Source organism: Fusobacteria bacterium ZRK30 (assembly GCA_024628785.1).
GTDB lineage: Bacteria > Fusobacteriota > Fusobacteriia > Fusobacteriales > Fusobacteriaceae > Psychrilyobacter.
Map to the genome: position 1 here is coordinate 298693 of CP102405.1, position 17571 is coordinate 316263.

Here is a 17571-nt window from a genome sequence, read left to right on the forward strand (position 1 = left end):
ATTTTTTTATTTTTTCTTGATTTTTACAGTGGTATATACCTTTAAAATTCAAGACTTTAACTTATAAAGTATACCATAATATGTTATTAAAAACAATTATCCCTTATATTAGAGGTAGTTTGAGAGACTCAATTTTAACTAAGTACCATTTTTTAAGCACTACAATATTTATTATTGACATAACAAAGAAAATAGTTTATACTTCTTACAAATAGATTATAAGGAGCAGAACTATGTTTAAATTAATTATAACTTCTAACAATAATAATAATAATAATAATATGAGGGGATTTGTATATAGATAGCATTTAGTTATCTTTAGGCAGATCCATTTTGTGATAAAACAAGATGCTAATGCCTAGAACCCCTCAATGAAACTATAAGGGAAACCATCAAGGCAATTATGCTTTGATGGTTTTTTTAATTTATTTCACCTTTTTACCCTAATAATCTTAAACAAATAAACTCAGGAGGACAACCATGAAAAAAACAACAGACAAGTATGAAAGTAAATTATCACTATTAGAAACAGAGATCGCAATCAAAAAACTTAAAGATTTTTTTGAAAGCTCGTTAGCTTACGAACTTAACCTAACTAGGGTTTCAGCTCCCCTATTTGTTAAAAGTACATCTGGATTAAACGATGATCTGAACGGAATTGAAAAGGCAGTTTCTTTTTCAACTGAACACGAAGAAAGATTAGAGATCGTTCATTCATTGGCAAAATGGAAGAGAATGGCACTATATAGATATGGGTTTGAAACTCACACAGGTTTATATGCCGATATGAATGCCATAAGAAAACATGAAGATCTTTCTGAGATCCACTCATTATATGTAGATCAATGGGATTGGGAAAAAATAATTTCAGAAGAGGAAAGAAACATAACAAAACTTAAAAATATAGTTGATCGAATCTACAAGGCATTTAAAAAAACAGAAAGCTATATTAAGAGAGAATATCCTGTTCTTACTCTTGGCTTACCTGAAGAAATACACTATATCACAGCTGTTGAATTAGAAGAAAGATACCCTGAACTTACTCCTAAAGAGAGGGAGCATGCTGTAACTAAGGAGTATGGTGCTGTATTTATTATTGGGATTGGGGATAAACTTCCTTCTGGAGATCGTCACGACGGCCGTGCCCCGGACTACGATGATTGGTCATTAAACGGAGATATATTGTTCTGGAACTCTGTATTGGATAGATCTTTAGAGCTATCTTCTATGGGTATAAGAGTCGATAAAAAAGCTCTCCTAGAGCAACTTGAAAAAACAGATACTATGTGGAAAAAAGAGATGGATTTCCATAGATCACTTCTTGAAGGAAAACTACCTTTTACAGTCGGTGGGGGAATTGGGCAATCTAGAATATGTATGTATTTCTTGGAAAAAGCTCATATTGGAGAAGTTCAGTCATCTTCATGGCCTGCTCATATAATTGAGGAGTGCAGGGAAAAAGGAATAGAATTACTATAAAAGATCATCAAAAAAACCACTCCTAATTTTAGGAGTGGTTTTTTTGACTTTATATTCTTCTTTGAAAAAATTTGATCTCAATTTAAAGATCTATCCCCTCTTCCTCTGAATTTTTAAATTCAGGATAGATTCTTTTCAATTCCCCTGTTGTTGCCGAATTTTCCTTAAACTTAGTTATATCAATCTCTGTATTTTTATTTTCATCTGTTACTATCTCAGCAGTTATCTGAATATATACCTGTGTGACTTTATTTTCAGTTGAAGTACTCCTGAATAAAGTCCCCAACACAGGAATATCCCCTAAGATAGGCACCTTGTTTATAGTTTCTGATATATCTGTGTTTTTTAATCCTCCTATAAATATTACATCTCCATCCTGTACTTGAACCTTGGTATTAATATTATTCTGCCTTTTAGCTCCACCATCTTTATTATATGTCCCCACCTCATTCACATTAGGATTAAGAGTCGTACTCACTTTAACCAAATCAAAACGACTGACCTCAGAGCTGATTTCAAGAATTATTGTATCTGGTTCATCCAACCCTTCCCTTATAATTGGAGTAACGCTAAATATTGCTCCTGCTTCCTCAAATATAGGTTCCTTTGTCCTGTTGTTATCGTCATCAGATTCTTCTATTTCCCCTACAATTACCTCTTTAGTCACCTTAAATTCAGCCAATTCACCATTTACTACAACTACAGATGGCACTGAAGAGATCGAGAGATCTTCAGTCTGCTGCATAAGATTTATAGTAAGATCCAGTAAGTTCTTACCATCATTAAATATATCTATAAACTTTATTGCTCCTCCTAGTTCGCCAAACCCTATGCTTCCACCTTCCGTACCTGTTTTAATACCACTTATATCACTGTCTTTATTGGAGAATAACCAGTCAAATCCAAGATCTTCCATTAAATTATCAGTTGTTTCCAATATCTGAGCAGTTATCCTTACTTGTTTTACAGGACGATCCATATCATCTATTAATTTTTTAGCTGTATCTATATTATCTTTATCACCTTTTAATACCAGCATATGAAGCTTAGGAAATGCAGTCACTCCCAGAGTTTCTCCCAAGATAGAATCTACTACACCCTTTATATCCTCAGCAAAGGCATGCTTTAACTGAATCCTCTCTGTAATAACATCTATACCATCCAGAGATTTACTACTTCCCAACTCCTTTTCTCTCAGCCCCTCTTCTCTTTTAGCTACAACTAATCCCTCTTTATTTTTCTTATCTAAAATTATATCTATGTTGGTTATTCTATTTTGCTTAATATCAACTACTTCACTAGATGTAGCATACCCATTTTTTTCCAATTTTAATATATATACACCAGATCTTATATTATCATAGATAAATACTCCTCCGGCTTCTGTCCTTATAGGTTTATACCCACTATCTACCAAGGTTACTCTTACTCCTTCTAAACCTTGATTAGTGCCACTCTCTATCTTCCCCATTAGTGTAGTAGCGCCTTTGCCTGTCTTAGTCAGCATAATTATTTTTCCTATATACACCTCTTCTAATCCATTGGTTACCTTTATAATGTCCAATACTTCCCTTAGAGGCTGTCCCTTATTTATATAGAGATCTATCACCACATCTTTAACCTCTGAATCTGCTACCATGGTTACCTTGGTTACTTTAGACATCAATGCTAAAGCATCGGATAATTTAGTCCCGTTAAAGTCCATGTCCTCCTCAAATTTTGATTGTGGCAATTTTTTTATAGTAGCTCCAAAAGTTGTGGCTCCTACGGTAAAAATTACAAGCAGCATAAAAATATATTTTTTCATATCATCACCTTTCCCTTAAGTATAGGGGAACGGCTCTTCCATTCTTCCCCTGTTTTATTTCTATCCTATCCTTAAATACTCTTATGTAGTATGCTATATCTTCTATTTCGATTATTTTAAATCCGCTTACCATAGCTCTATTTTTAGCACCATTTTCTAAATAATAGACCACTGCTGAATTCACTCCATTTTGTGTTATCAACATGGTTGGTTTAAATCTCGCTTCGACATATGCCTTGAATTCCTCATAACTTCCATAAAATTCATCTGAATTTTCTATAAACATGCTCTCATCATCACCGTAAAAAATTTTAACCCCTTCATTATAAACTTCATCGGAAACATATTTAGATAATGGATTTACTTCCTCAGGCACTTCTATTACAGGAGGCGTAGTAACTTTAACTACTTCTACCACTTCTTTTTTTATTGGTACCTCAACGTCATTTTTTTCTTCACTCTTCCCACAGGAGATAAGAATGAATCCTACAAATGTTATAAATAATATCTTAGTATTCATCATTACCTCCTTTCTCTCCGCTATTAATATCATAATATCCCAGCTTAAATTTAACTTCTATCAGGCCAGTGTTGTCATCACCCTTATTAAATGGCTTACTTATGACCTCTAATCTGCTTTTTTTCAAAGTGAGAAGAGTTTTAGAGTTCTCTAGATAATAAAAAAATAACGCTATATCTCTACCTTTTCCTGTTATCTTATATGGTATTACATTCCTTTTGTATTCTTTATTTCCTTCAACTTCAATAGTTTCTGTTTTTCCAATTTCTAATAATTCTATGCTTAGGTGGTCCAATATTTCCTGTATCATCTGCTTTAACCTAGCCTCATCTTTAAAACTATACTGTCTAAATTCTTCTAACAATTCTCTTAACCTATATTCTTGATTAGCTCTTTCTACCTTTATTCTTTCATATTTCTTTTCAAATAACTTTAAATTTTGTTCAGTTGATATTTTTTCCTGCTTAACTCTCAATAACTCCCCTTTTTTATCCAAGACTCTCCCTATAGGTGATATTACCAAGAAAAAAATAAGAAAAATTATGCCTATGATCGTTCCTGTAATCAAGAGCAATTTAGTTTGTTTTTTATCAACATTAATATTAATCTCTTTCCCAAATAGATTCATACCACTCAACCCCTAATTATATACCAGTATCTATTCCAATACCAATACATATTCAAATTCATTTATTTTTTCCCCATATTTACTTGATTTTTTTAAATAATTCAAAGTTACGCTTCTATACACCTTACTATCCAGCATCCTTTCTTCAAAAAAGTAGGCATTGTCCTCTGAACTCTTAGATCTATTATCTTTAAAAGAAAAACCTTTTATCCTTACCTCTTTCCCTTCATAAACTAAACTCTGAATCCATACATTTTTAGGAACATTCCCTTCCAGCGACCGAAAGATCTCTGATACCCTTAAGTTCTTTTGGGAAAAAATATCCTCTATAATCTCTATTTTTGCTCCTACATTAGTTTCTTTTTTAAAATCTAGGGTCAATTGCTTTATCCTTTTATTCTTTTCTGCTATCTCTGCATTCTCGATATTAATTTTTTTTTGGACAGAATTTTCTATCTTCCCGATACCAAAAGAGGCTATATAAAGAAGTAAAAATACCCCTATAAAAACACCTAAACATTTCCTAAAATGTTCCTCTATCTCCAATCTATTTTTATATTCTTTGGTTAAAAAATTCATTTGATTCATTTATCCCACCTCTTTTATTAAGGCTCCCATAAGGGTAGTTATTTTAAAAGTCGATAATAGTTCTCTGTCCTCTAGATTTTTATAATCTAAATTCAATAAATTTAAGTCAATCTCCTCACAAGGTATCTCAAAGGCGTCATCAAAATAAGTTTTAAATCCTTTTATAAGAGCTCCTCCTCCAGTTAAGAAAATTTTACTTATCCTTCCTTCACTCAAATTAGCATTAAAATATTGTAGAGAATTTTCTATCTGAGTAGTCAATTCATTCACTATTGATGTCAAATCTTTAAACATCGACATCTCTCCCTGGGTCTTATACTTCCTATTTTCATCATCACCTAATTCTAGCTGCTGTTTTTCTAATTCTGCCCCTTCATAATCTAACATCTCATGATCTTTTATTATTTCAGTAAAATCATTTCCACCTATCCCTACTATTCTAAGCATATTTAATGTTCCCAAAGTACTCATAAATATTTTACTGGTTTCTCCTCCTATATCAACAATCATTATATTTTCATTTGTTTCCTCTTCTGATTTCTGATCTAATAGGTCTACTAGGTTATTGAGAGCAATAAAATCTGGAATTATCTTTAATACTCTTATTTTAAAATGACTTAAAATTCCTAGAATTTTTTCAACTTCCTCTATGGGAATTGTAATTACCAATAATTTTTTATAGACATCAGTTTCATAGACAGTTTCTATCTGAGTAATAAACTCGTCTTTTGTATAACCTGAAATTATATCTTCAAGATCCTCCTCTATTTTAGCCTCTAGATCTGTCTCTTCCTCTTTATTGTTATTATATTCCAAAGTCTTTACATAAAATTTAGAAGCAGGAATAGTTACTATTAAATTTTTTCCCTTTAGATTTATTTTTTTTCCCAATGTTTCTAAAGATTCTTGAAAAGCCACTATTTTTTCTTCAGCCATATCTAAGTAATCAACATAACTAATCTTATCTATCTTTTTATTTTTATAGAGCGCTACCTTTATTCCACTGTTTCCTATATCTAAAGCGCCATCAACCTTAAACTCAAACATAGATTACCCCCCCTTTTTTTTTATTTTAACTTCTCTACCGTCATACTTTTCAATTCATCCTTATCTATTATTATACTACTTCCACTAGGAGTTACTTCTACCCCTTCTATATAGGTTATTCTATAGTTTTCTAATCCTATCCCAGATGCAGATACAGATACTATTTTCTCATAGGTCAGATCTATAGAGGTTGATGTAGTAGAATCCAATGTACTTGTCTCTAACGGTGCCACCACTGAGTTTCCATCTTTATCCATCCCACTTATCCCTATCAGTCTATATCCTCCTATACTTATTGCATCTCCTATACTTTCTGTCCACAATCTCACTATTTTTTCCCCAGTATTATTTAACCAAGCACGACTTAAGAGTATTCCTGCTGGTGAAGTACTTATTTTTTCCTCTGCTATCCATGGCTGAATTGCTTGATCTGGTGTTATAGAGCTCCCTAAAACCACTTGCATAGCTGATCCTGTTGTTACATCCCAAAATGCTCCAAAATATTCATTATAATTATTTAATACAATACCTGTATAATGTTCACCTACTGTAGGAACTATTATTATTTCACTTCCAGAAGCAATTTCTTGGGTATATTGTTTTGTATTAGAAGGTGATCCAGCATAATCATCTACTTTATATGCCCCATAGGAAGTTGTCGTTGGGTCATATGGATGTCCCTTACTCACATATTCATCCGCTAAATATAATTCATAGTGAGCTATAGCTGATCCACTATCTAAACCACTGCTTATCCTCATTCCTTTTATCTTATATATTGACCGCTTATTTCTATTTCTTGCTACATAATACATGGTCAGGGTAATTGTCATAAAAAATGACAGCATCAATATAGATAAAATTAAAGCTGAACCTTTCTTTTTCATAACCCCGCTCCTTTTTTATTTTTTATACTTCATATTTTTTTAAATCTTATTGTAAATTTATCCTGGTAATGCCCACATCTCTAACCTCATTTCTTATTTTTCCACCTAATCTATCAGGTAAATCTATCTTAAAATAAAAAAGCAAGATCTTATCTTGATACTTAAACTCTCCCATTTCTATATTACTTAGCACAACAGTACTTCCTGCTGCTGTTGTAAAAGTATCTGTTGAATTTAATTTCAAAGTAGTTCCATCTACAGCATATTGAATGAATTTAGGATTTCCATTTAGATCTATAGTTTTTATAATTACTTTCTTCCCTATAGAACCATCAGTTATCAAAGTATCATCGCTATCAAAAATTCCCACCGGTTCCCCGCCTAAATCACTATCACTTTTTGCATTCCTTACATCTCTTTTTATAAACTCCACTACTTCATTCAACCGGCTATCCACCTTGGATTGATTATAAAGTCTGTCTTGAGCCCCTGTAAAGGCACTTATCATAGGAGAAAAGATGAGCATAACTAATCCTATTACAGCTGTTACCAGTATTATTTCTACTAAACTAAATCCACTTTTTTTCATATTATCACTTCCAGTTTTCGATAGGAGTCATTATAAATGTTGTTTCCATCTCTTTTTCCCTGCCAGTATCCGTTGATTGACCACCTTTTCCAAATCCAAATATAAATTTTCCATAGATAAGATCATCTTTATACATGTCCTTTGGGCCAGCTGGTGTCTCACCTGTAACAGGATCTGTATAAGTATCATTACTGCCATCACTCTTTTTTAATTTTGCTATCCCCTTATCTTTGTCTATAATTACATAAAAATTAACCTGATTGAGATTTATTCCTTTGGAATTTAGTAAAACCAGATCTTGAGAGATAGAAAAATCTCCACTTACTCCTCCTTTATCTCCAAAGCCATCTACAGTAAAAGATCCTCCCGTTACAGAACTCAATGAATATTTTGTTCCTGGCAATATATCCAAATTATCATATCCTCTTGATTTTATATAATCTATCATAGTCTGGCTGATTCTGGCTGCCTCCTCAGTTTCAGAGGCTCTATGATGAAATAATATTGCCTGTGTTGCTACAGTTACTACGGGTACTATCCCTAAAAGCAATACTCCCAAAGCTACTAAAGCTTCTATTAAACTATATCCTATTTTTTTTTTATTCCTTTTTTTTTCTATTTTTTCTTGTATCATCATTTCACCTCCTATGAGCTAACTCAAATACCCTACCACTAAACCTGCTATTGCTATATAAGGTCCGAAAGGCATTATGTCCTTTCTTGTTTTTTTCTTCAAAAGAATCAATCCTACACCAATTACTGCTCCTGAGACAAATGCAATATTTAAAAATATAAAAACTTGATACAGACTGAAATATCCTATCATCGCTCCTATACCCATGGCTAACTTTACATCTCCAAATCCCATTATTTCATAGCCAAAACTCTCTCCAAACCCATATAAAACTATGTAAAACAATGCAAAACTTCCTGCCCCTAAAACACTTCTTTCAAATCCAATGGTAAAGAAAGAAAAAATAATCCCTATTATAAAAATAGATAAACTAATCCTGTCCGGGATATAATAGTAGGTAAAATCCACCCAGATACCTATAACTAGGAGACAGATAAATATCAAATATTTTATTCCCAGCATCCCTAATCCAAACCTTAAGAAAAACATGTAAAATAAAATTCCTGTTATAAATTCTACAATAGGGTACTGAATAGATATACGTCCCTTGCATCCACTGCATTTTCCTCTCAAAATAAAAATATAGGAAAATATCGGTATATTTTCATACCACCTAATTTTATGACCGCACACCGGACAATGCGAAGGGGGAAATGCTATGCTTTCCCCCTTCGGTATCCTGTAAATGCAAACATTTAAAAAGCTTCCTATAATTAATCCCACTAACAAAACTAACCACTGCATCTTTTACCTCACTTTTAGTCTTAATTCATATTTAACTTATTAACCGCTTCCACATTATCTTAATATATACATAATACGTATATATTTTATTTTTTCCTATGACTAAACTAGATTAAAAAAAATTAATTTAAATTTGTAATCATAATAATACTCATATTATACGATTAATTCCTATCTTCTGCAAATTCCCCAAGAAAAAAAGGTGCCCTAAGGCACCTTAAAAAAATTATTTATTTAAGTTGTAGAATACTCCCATACCTTGGTATACAGCAGATTCTCCTAATTGCTCTTCAATTCTTAATAATTGATTGTATTTAGCCATTCTATCTGATCTTGATGCAGAACCAGTTTTGATTTGACCTGCGTTAGTTGCTACTGCAACGTCAGCGATTGTATCATCAGCAGTTTCTCCAGATCTATGAGATACTACAGCAGTCCATCCTGCTTTCTTAGCCATCTCGATAGCTTCTAAAGTTTCAGTTAAAGTACCAATTTGGTTTAATTTGATTAAGATAGAGTTTGCAGATTTTAACTCTATTCCTTTCTCTAAGTATTCAGTGTTAGTTACTAATAGGTCGTCTCCAACTATTTGAACTTTATCTCCCATCTTTTCTCTCATAGATGCGAAACCTTTCCAGTCATTTTCGTCTAATCCATCTTCGATAGATGTAATAGGATACTTTTCTACTAACTCTGCATACCATGCTACCATTTCAGTAGTTGTTCTCTTAACTCCACCTTCTCTTTTGAAGTTGTATAACTTTTCTCCATCTTCTCCACCTTCACAGAATTCAGATGCAGCAGCGTCTAATGCTAAAGTGATATCTTTCCCTGGCTCATATCCAGCAGCTTTTATAGCTTCAATGATAATATCTAAAGCTCCTTCAGTTCCTTCTATTTTAGATGGTGCATATCCACCTTCGTTTCCTACGTTTGTAGAATCTCCGTTAGCTTTTAAGATTTTTCCTAAGTGATGGAATACTTCAGTTCCCATTCTTAATCCTTCTCTAAATGATGTAGCTCCTACTGGTTGTACCATAAATTCTTGTACATCTACAGCTGAGTCAGCATGTGATCCACCATTTAAGATGTTCATCATTGGTAATGGTAAATCTTTTGCATTTGCTCCACCTAAGTATTTATATAAAGGTTGTCCTAAAGCGTTTGCTGCAGCCTTTGCAGTTGCTAAAGATACACCTAATATTGCGTTTGCTCCTAATCTTGCTTTTGTTTTAGTTCCGTCTAAAGCAATCATCTTTTTATCTATAGCTACTTGATCAGTTGCGTCCATTCCTAAAACAGCTTCTCTGATTTCAGTATTTACGTTTTCAACAGCTTTTAAACATCCTTTACCTAGGTATCTAGCTTTATCTCCATCTCTTAATTCAACCGCTTCTCTTTCTCCTGTTGATGCTCCTGAAGGCACTGCTGCTCTTCCCATTGATCCACATTCTAAGATTACGTCAACCTCTACTGTTGGGTTTCCTCTTGAGTCTAATATTTCTCTTCCTAAAATTTCTACTATTCTAGTCATGTTCTCCTCCTGAATTTTTTATTATTTAATATGTATTAATAATAGTACATTTTTTTAGCTATGTAAAGATTAATTTTGTATCATTTTCAAACAAAATTAGAGCAAAAAATGCCTGGATGTTATTTTACTAACTTTTATAGTTTACACTTAAAATTTTGTTTTTTCAAATAAAAAAAGATATAGAAAATATCTATATCTTTTTTCCTAACTATAATTTTTTCATCTCTTCCATTAACTTCTGATTTTTGTAATCATAGACTACTCTGTCTTTTACTTTATCAAAGTTAGCTTCTTCAAATTTAATTTCCTTTGTCTTTTGGAATACATAGATTCCTTTTTCAGTTTTTATTACATTGATTTCATCTAAGTTAGATTCAAAGATTTTTTTAGCCAACAGATCATCATATCCTAAAAGTTTGATATATCCATCTTTCTTTATATCTAAATATTCTGAAACTTTATGCTTTGAATATGTTTTTTGAGTGGCATCTTCAAAATTTAATTTATTGATCTTTAACTCTTCAGCTACTGCTTTAGCAGTTCCCATGACCTTTTTTAAAGTTTCTTCCCCTGAACTTACCTTTATTAGGATATGAGACGCTTTAACCTGAGATTTTTCCTCATCTTTATTTTCTACAAAGATAATGTGATATCCAAATTTAGATTTAACAACCTCTGGATATACTTTTCCCACTTCACATTTAAAAGCTGCTGTTTCAAATTCAGGAATCATCTGACCTTTCCCAAACCATCCTAAATCTCCGCCATTTGGTGCACTTGGTCCCTCTGAGTATTTTTTAGCCATCTCAGAAAAATTAGCTGCATCTACTTCTTTTAAAATTTTATTGGCTTTTTCTTTAGCTTCTTCCATGTCTAAATCTGTTGGATTTACAACAAAATTAATTATATTTGCATCGGCACTAGCCTCTACATTATAGACTTCTTTATTTTTATTAAAAAACTTTTTGATCTCTGCATCATCAGCCACAATATTTCCTTTGATATTATCTACAAGCTGTAATTTAAGATCCATTATCTGGTTCATAGTCGGTAGAGTTTCATCTTTTTTAGCACCTCTATCCATCGCTATTTTTGCTAACTTAATCTCATTTTTTATATTGGCCATAGATTTAATTTTTGCTTCATTAAAGTCTTTAACCCCATAAAAAGATTGGTACAGTGCACCTTTTATGATATCTATATTAGTTATCTTAAACCCATTTTCTTCAAACTCTACAGTAGGTGTTATATTACCATAATTTTCCCTGATATCATCTATTTCAACTGTTTTTTTAGCTGCCTCTATAAGCCTAATTAACTCTTTATTTCCATTTGTTTCCTTTAATTTTTTCTCGATGAGAGGTTTTGCTTCCTCGTAAGTTCTACCTAAATACTCACTGTATCTGTCTTTTTCATATTGAGCTACTTTCTCATCTTCTGAAATTTGTGTCTTTTCAACTATTTTATCTCTAGTTTTTTCCACTAAGATAGAATCTTCAATAGATCGTTCAAAACTCTTCTTCGTATATCCTTGTGCACTTAACATCCTTTTAAATTGTTCCTTATCTGGAATTTGTGTTTCTATAGCACCAATCTTTACCTTAACTTCTGAACTACTCACCTTAACTTTAAGATCATCCCCAATTTCTTTTAGAATTTCATTGGTTAAGATGTTATCTACTGCTAATATCTTAGCTTCTTCCCTGTCCATAGGAGTTGTAAAGTACTGACTATATTGATTACTGATATTATTGATCCCTCTTTCTAATTCAGTAATTGCTACCTTATTTCCATTTACTTTAAAAGCGTATCGTTTATTCTTTAACCCCATGCTGATATTACTAACTATTACAGTTAACATTGAGATGAAAAACCCTATTGTAATCATCCAGATTACAGGTCTCATCTTTTTTCTCAAACTTCTAATCGCCATTATATTCCCCCATTTCTATTTTAGTACTACCCTTTTTGATCTAACTTATATCTTCTTATCTTTTCATATAATGTAGTTCTACCTATTCCTAACAATTTAGCTGTTTCCTGCTTATTCCATCTAGTTTTTTGTAAGGCTGTAGCTATTACTACTTTCTCCACATCTGCTAAATTATAAAGCTCCTTCTCTAATATCTCTTTTAATGGTCCCAATCCGATTATTGTTTTATTTTCAAGGGTATCTGATTTCATCTTGATCTCTAATGGAAGATCTTCTACTCCGATTACTCTATCAGTAGATAAGATAATCATTCTTTCAATTATATTTTTTAACTCTCTGATATTTCCAGGATATGAGTACTCCATAAGATATTTCATTGTATCGCTTGAGATGATAGGCATCTCTCTATGGATATCTACAACTATTTTATTTAGGAAATAGTTAGCTAATAGAGGGATATCATCTTTTCTCTCTCTTAATGGTGCCATCTCGATAGGGAAAGCTGTCAACCTATGGTATAGATCACTTCTAAACTTCCCGCTTTCAACTTCTGCTTTAAGGTTTTTATTCGTAGAAACAATAAATCTAATATCTACCTTCTTAGTTTTATTTCCACCTACTCTTCTGAATTCACCATATTCTATTACTCTAAGTAATTTTGCCTGAGCCTTGATATCTAAACCTGTAATTTCATCTAAAAATACAGTTCCTCCGTCAGCTTCCTCTAAGATTCCTACCTTACCTGAACCAGATCCTGGGAAAACATCTCTTTCATACCCAAATAACTCTGATTCTATTATATCAGAAGACATCGATGCACAACTGATTACCATAAAGTTTTTCTTTCTTCTGTCAGATTTTTTATAGATTTCTGCTGCTATCAGTTCTTTTCCTACACCATTTTCACCGCTGACAAGAACAGTAAGATCACTTTCTGCTATCTTATCTATTAAATTTTTAATCTCTTTTATCTTAGTACTTTGTCCTACAATCTCTTGTATTTCCTCTGTATCAGATAATTTTTTTTCCAGCTTTCTCTTTTCCTTTAATATAGATAAGCTTTGTAAAGCCGGGAAAATTAATTTATTAAATTCCTTTATACATAGAGGTTTTAATAGGTAGTTATATATATCAGCACCTCTTAAGTCTTTTAATACTTCCTCAGTTTCTTCCTCTATCAGTCCTACTACTACAAAATCTTTTCCTATACCATTCAATTTTCTTCTTACCTCTGTAAAGGTAAACCACGTCATATTTTGATCCAATAAAATTATGTCAAAATCACTTTCCCTCAACATATCTAATCCATCTAAAAAATTATTAAAAGTAATTACTTCATATTCACCTAACAACTCTTTTCTTACCTGTTTTAAAATTTCCTTTCTTTCAGAAATTGCTAAAATCGATTTTTTCACAACATCCCTCCTACATATTCTTGATTTTTTTCATCACTGTATTATAATCAATCAAGTGTCAAATTTCAAGATTTTTTTGTTTTATTTTGTTTTTTTTGAAACATATTTCCAATTTCATTACACAAAGGTAAAAATAATCAATATTTTCAATTCAAATATTGTTGATTTCATTCCCATATCTGTATAATCATTAAATTTTAAAGTTCTAAAAATTTAAAGTGAGGGCGATAAACACCCTCACTTTATCTAAATATTAATATATTCCAGTGCCCTTACTGAGATGTCAAAAGTTATATTATAATCTAAACGCTCTTTTAAAATTGCAAATTTTTCTACTAATTCATAGCATCTTTCCCTTTCTGCTATAACCAGTAAAACTTCATCCTCTCCAGGCCAGACATGGGTATTAAGGTGTTTTATCCCTTTCTGCCACGATACCTTCAGCTTTGGAATAATAGCATATTTTATAACATCACTATTTTTTAATTCCTCCAATATTACCTCTTCCAAAGATCCGTCAAACAATACTCTGAGTTCTTTATATTCTCCCTTTAATTCCATAGAATCCTCCCCCTTGTCATTTACGACAAATCTTTGTGGGTAATCCATGAATTACCCACCTACAAATTCAATTTTTTCGGAACACAAATTATACCGAGTAAATAGTTAGATCCACAGAGGTTTTATCTCTATATATCTTCTATTTTTTTTAGTAACAGCTACTATAATCTAATTTTTCTTTTTGAATTTATTTTTTACTCTCTCTACTCCGTTTTCTACCAATTCATAGAGTACCGGTATTATTATCAAGGTTAACAATGTCGAAACCATCAATCCAAAAATTACAGCTATAGCCATACTCTGATACATCTCAGATCCCTGACCTATCCCTAAAGCTAACGGCAGCATACCTAACATAGTTGTTAAAGTTGTCATAAGGATTGGTCTCAATCTTGTTCTACCAGCTTCTAAGACCGCTGTTCTTCTTTCACTTCCCCTTGCAATCAATAATTTTATGTAGTCAATTAATACTAAGGCATTATTAACTACTATACCAGCTAACATGATAATTCCTACCATTACCATTACATTAAATTCTTTTCCTGTAACTATCAGCCCTGCATATACTCCCATTATAGACAGCGGTACAGATCCCATAATTATAAACGGCAACACCAATGATTCAAATTGAGAAGCCAATATTACAAAGATTAAGAATATTGCAATAAGCATTGAATTTTTCAACTGTACCATCATCTCTGCAGTTCTTTGGTTATCTCCACCAAACCTATAACTTACACTATTAGGTACTCCTAATTCCTCTATCTTCTCTGTAATTAATTTTTCCACTGTTTTACTGTTATTTCCGCCTCTTAAGTTTGCACTCAAGGTTACCTTTCTGATTCTGTTTAATTTTTCTTTTTCCGCTGGTCCTTCTACCACTTTTATATAAGCCACATCGGAAACTTGGATGATATCTCCTGAATCTAATTTTAATTTACTCGTCATCAACTTCGACAGTGATTTCCTGTATTCATCAGGCATCATTACATTTACCTCGATCTCCTCTAAATCTGTTTTAAGATCTATAGGGTTCGATCCTAATACCTGATAGAAGATTACCTTATTAATATCTGCCGGCCTTATACCATAATATCTTGCCTTTTCCCTGTCTATTACTATCCTGGCCTCTGGACTTCCTCCAGTCAAACTACTTTTAAAGTCCCCTATTTCCGGCATGTTTTTCATCTCTGCAAAGACTAATTCAGCAAAACTGTCCAATTGTCCTGCATTATCCGATGTAAGATCTAACTCTATATCCCTTCCACCACTGCTAGGTCCCTTGGCATATCCGTCAGCTACATTTAAATCTACATCGGGAATATCTTTTAATTTTTCCCTTATGACATCTGTTATCTCAAATACCGATTTATCTCTGTCTTTTCTCAGATCTAACTTTACATTGATAGAAAATCCATCTGTCTCTACCGAAGTTTCTATATTTTTTGTATATTTATCAGCTTCTAATATTTTTTCTACCCTTCTGGTGATAGAATCAACTTTATCCAGTGTTACTCCCGGTGGTGTTTCTCCTGTCACTACATATACATTATCATCTGTTGCAGGGATAAATCCTCCTCCAACTATCTTTATTCCCGGTATAACTATGGCAAAGAACATTACTATTACTAACAATAAAGTCTTTAACTTATGTTTTAATGTCAATGACAATAATTTTACATATCTCTTCTTTACAAAGGTAAGTAATTTTCCATCCTGAACTTCCACTACCTTTTCCTTCAATATCTTATTAGATATCATCGGTACAAAGGTCATGGCAACTAATAATGAAGCCAGTAATGAGAAGGTTACTGCCCATGACATTCCAAAGAATACTTCCTTAGCCAGACCTTCAGTCATTACTATAGGTAAAAATACCGCAACTGTGGTAGCTGTAGACGCTATGATCGGCACCAGCATCTCCGAAGCTCCATCTCTGGAAGATTCAAATTTAGGTTTTTTCAACTCTGTCATATGTCGATAGATATTATCTAGAACTACTACCCCGTTATCTACCAGCATTCCAACCCCTAAGGACAGCCCCATAAGAGATATTATATTCAGTCCTACCCCTATACTATTTAACAGGAAAAATGCTCCTACAATAGATAGTGGTATTGCCATGGCTATGATAATTGTCGCTCTGATATCTTTTAAAAATATAAACAATACTATTGAAGCAAGGAACAATCCTGCTATGGCACTGTTTTTTACATTGTTTATAGAGTTTGATATGTCTATAGATGTATCATAGGATACACTTAATTTAACATCTGCTGGCAATGTCTGCGATAAAGATTCCATCGCTTCTTTTACTCCATCTGAGATCGATACAGAGTTTCCATCTGTAGATTTTTCTACCGATATGGAGATTGAAGGTGTACCATTCATCCTATTATAACTTTCTACATCTTTATTCCCAAGCTTTACATCAGCTACATCCTTCAGGTATAAAACCTTACCATTTTCATTACTGATTACTATATTTTGTACCTCTTCTACGGTTTTTAATTCAGTCATTACCTTAATAAGGTATCTTTTCCCGCCTTCCTCTACAGTTCCAGCTGGAATATTCGTACTGGACTGCCCTATTATATTATAAAGGTCATCAATGTTCATTCCATAAGATTCTATCTTAGTCGGGTCTACTTCTACCTTTACTTCCTTTTCATATCCACCGTAAACCTCTACATTTCCAACTCCTAAGATCTGCTGAAACCTGGGCTTAATTCTATTTTCAGCCAAACTTTTAGCTGAGATCAAATCTTCAGCTGAGACAGTAACAGCTATTACCGTTTCTCCCCCTGGCTGGATTTTTTTTACTATGGGAGTATCTATATCCGATGGCAGATCATTTCTGATATTATTTAATTCTGTCTGTACATCGGTTACTTTTTTATCTGTATCTGTTCCATAATCAAATTCTAATACAACGAAGGATATATTTTCTGATGATGTTGAGTTCATCTCCTTTATTCCCTCTATATTAGGCATAACTTCCTCTATTTTTCTGGTAACCAAACTATCCATATCCTCTGGAGTAGCTCCTATCCAAGTAGTCTGAATCATAACTACAGGAACGTTCATATTTGGCATCAGGTCTACTGGCATATTTTTTAATCCTAATAAACCCATTCCTACCATGGTTATCATAAGCATGATAACTGAAACAGGTCTTTTTATTGCAATTGATGATATAGCCATC

The 17571-nt window shown here is 32.7% G+C and carries 15 protein-coding genes; 1 reads left to right on the plus strand and 14 read right to left on the minus strand.

Going from position 1 to position 17571, the window contains the following annotated elements; translation table 11 throughout:
* The first annotated feature begins 480 nt into the window (after window positions 1-480).
* Complete coding sequence (asnA, locus tag NRK67_06425) at window positions 481-1479, plus strand: aspartate--ammonia ligase (GenBank protein UUV19135.1); 999 nt, start codon at window positions 481-483, stop codon at window positions 1477-1479.
* An 82-nt stretch (window positions 1480-1561) separates the two neighbouring features.
* Here the strand turns inward: asnA and NRK67_06430 are convergent, their stop codons facing one another.
* From NRK67_06430 to NRK67_06495, 14 genes are all read right to left on the minus strand, one after another.
* Window positions 1562-3286 carry a hypothetical protein gene (locus NRK67_06430; GenBank protein UUV19136.1) on the minus strand — a complete coding sequence of 575 codons (1725 nt, stop codon included), beginning with the start codon at window positions 3284-3286 and terminating at the stop codon, window positions 1562-1564.
* A gap of 4 nt (window positions 3287-3290) precedes the next feature.
* The gene (locus NRK67_06435; protein ID UUV19137.1) at window positions 3291-3806 is read right to left on the minus strand and encodes a hypothetical protein; all 516 of its coding nucleotides are present in this window, start codon (window positions 3804-3806) and stop codon (window positions 3291-3293) included.
* A complete protein-coding gene (locus tag NRK67_06440) occupies window positions 3796-4434 on the minus strand; it encodes a hypothetical protein (protein UUV19138.1) in 639 nt (212 codons plus the stop codon). The genes NRK67_06435 and NRK67_06440 overlap by 11 nt, the downstream gene beginning before the upstream one ends.
* A 30-nt stretch (window positions 4435-4464) precedes the next feature.
* Window positions 4465-5022 carry a PilN domain-containing protein gene (locus NRK67_06445; GenBank protein ID UUV19139.1) on the minus strand — a complete coding sequence of 186 codons (558 nt, stop codon included), beginning with the start codon at window positions 5020-5022 and terminating at the stop codon, window positions 4465-4467.
* On the minus strand, window positions 5023-6069 hold the full coding sequence (gene pilM / locus NRK67_06450; protein UUV19140.1) for a pilus assembly protein PilM: 1047 nt from the start codon (window positions 6067-6069) through the stop codon (window positions 5023-5025). It lies immediately after the preceding gene.
* A gap of 20 nt (window positions 6070-6089) precedes the next feature.
* Window positions 6090-6956 (minus strand): hypothetical protein, encoded by an 867-nt coding sequence (locus tag NRK67_06455; GenBank protein UUV19141.1) that lies wholly within the window; start codon window positions 6954-6956, stop codon window positions 6090-6092.
* A gap of 46 nt (window positions 6957-7002) precedes the next feature.
* The gene (locus tag NRK67_06460) at window positions 7003-7545 is read right to left on the minus strand and encodes a type II secretion system GspH family protein (protein ID UUV19142.1); all 543 of its coding nucleotides are present in this window, start codon (window positions 7543-7545) and stop codon (window positions 7003-7005) included.
* Between the two features lie 4 nt (window positions 7546-7549).
* A complete protein-coding gene (locus NRK67_06465; GenBank protein UUV19143.1) occupies window positions 7550-8182 on the minus strand; it encodes a hypothetical protein in 633 nt (210 codons plus the stop codon).
* Between the two features lie 15 nt (window positions 8183-8197).
* Window positions 8198-8923, minus strand: coding sequence for a prepilin peptidase (locus NRK67_06470; protein ID UUV19144.1), 726 nt, complete (start codon window positions 8921-8923; stop codon window positions 8198-8200).
* Window positions 8924-9149: 226 nt separating this feature from the next.
* The gene (gene eno / locus NRK67_06475) at window positions 9150-10457 is read right to left on the minus strand and encodes a phosphopyruvate hydratase (GenBank protein UUV19145.1); all 1308 of its coding nucleotides are present in this window, start codon (window positions 10455-10457) and stop codon (window positions 9150-9152) included.
* 208 nt (window positions 10458-10665) lie between these two features.
* Window positions 10666-12390 carry a peptidylprolyl isomerase gene (locus tag NRK67_06480; protein ID UUV19146.1) on the minus strand — a complete coding sequence of 575 codons (1725 nt, stop codon included), beginning with the start codon at window positions 12388-12390 and terminating at the stop codon, window positions 10666-10668.
* 26 nt (window positions 12391-12416) lie between these two features.
* Entirely contained in the window at window positions 12417-13805 is a 1389-nt protein-coding gene (locus NRK67_06485) for a sigma-54 dependent transcriptional regulator (protein UUV19147.1), read from the minus strand.
* Window positions 13806-14051: 246 nt separating this feature from the next.
* Window positions 14052-14414 (minus strand): hypothetical protein, encoded by a 363-nt coding sequence (locus NRK67_06490; protein ID UUV19148.1) that lies wholly within the window; start codon window positions 14412-14414, stop codon window positions 14052-14054.
* 120 nt (window positions 14415-14534) lie between these two features.
* Window positions 14535-17570, minus strand: a complete 3036-nt coding sequence (locus tag NRK67_06495) for an efflux RND transporter permease subunit (protein ID UUV19149.1) — start codon at window positions 17568-17570, stop codon at window positions 14535-14537.
* Window position 17571 lies beyond the last annotated feature (1 nt).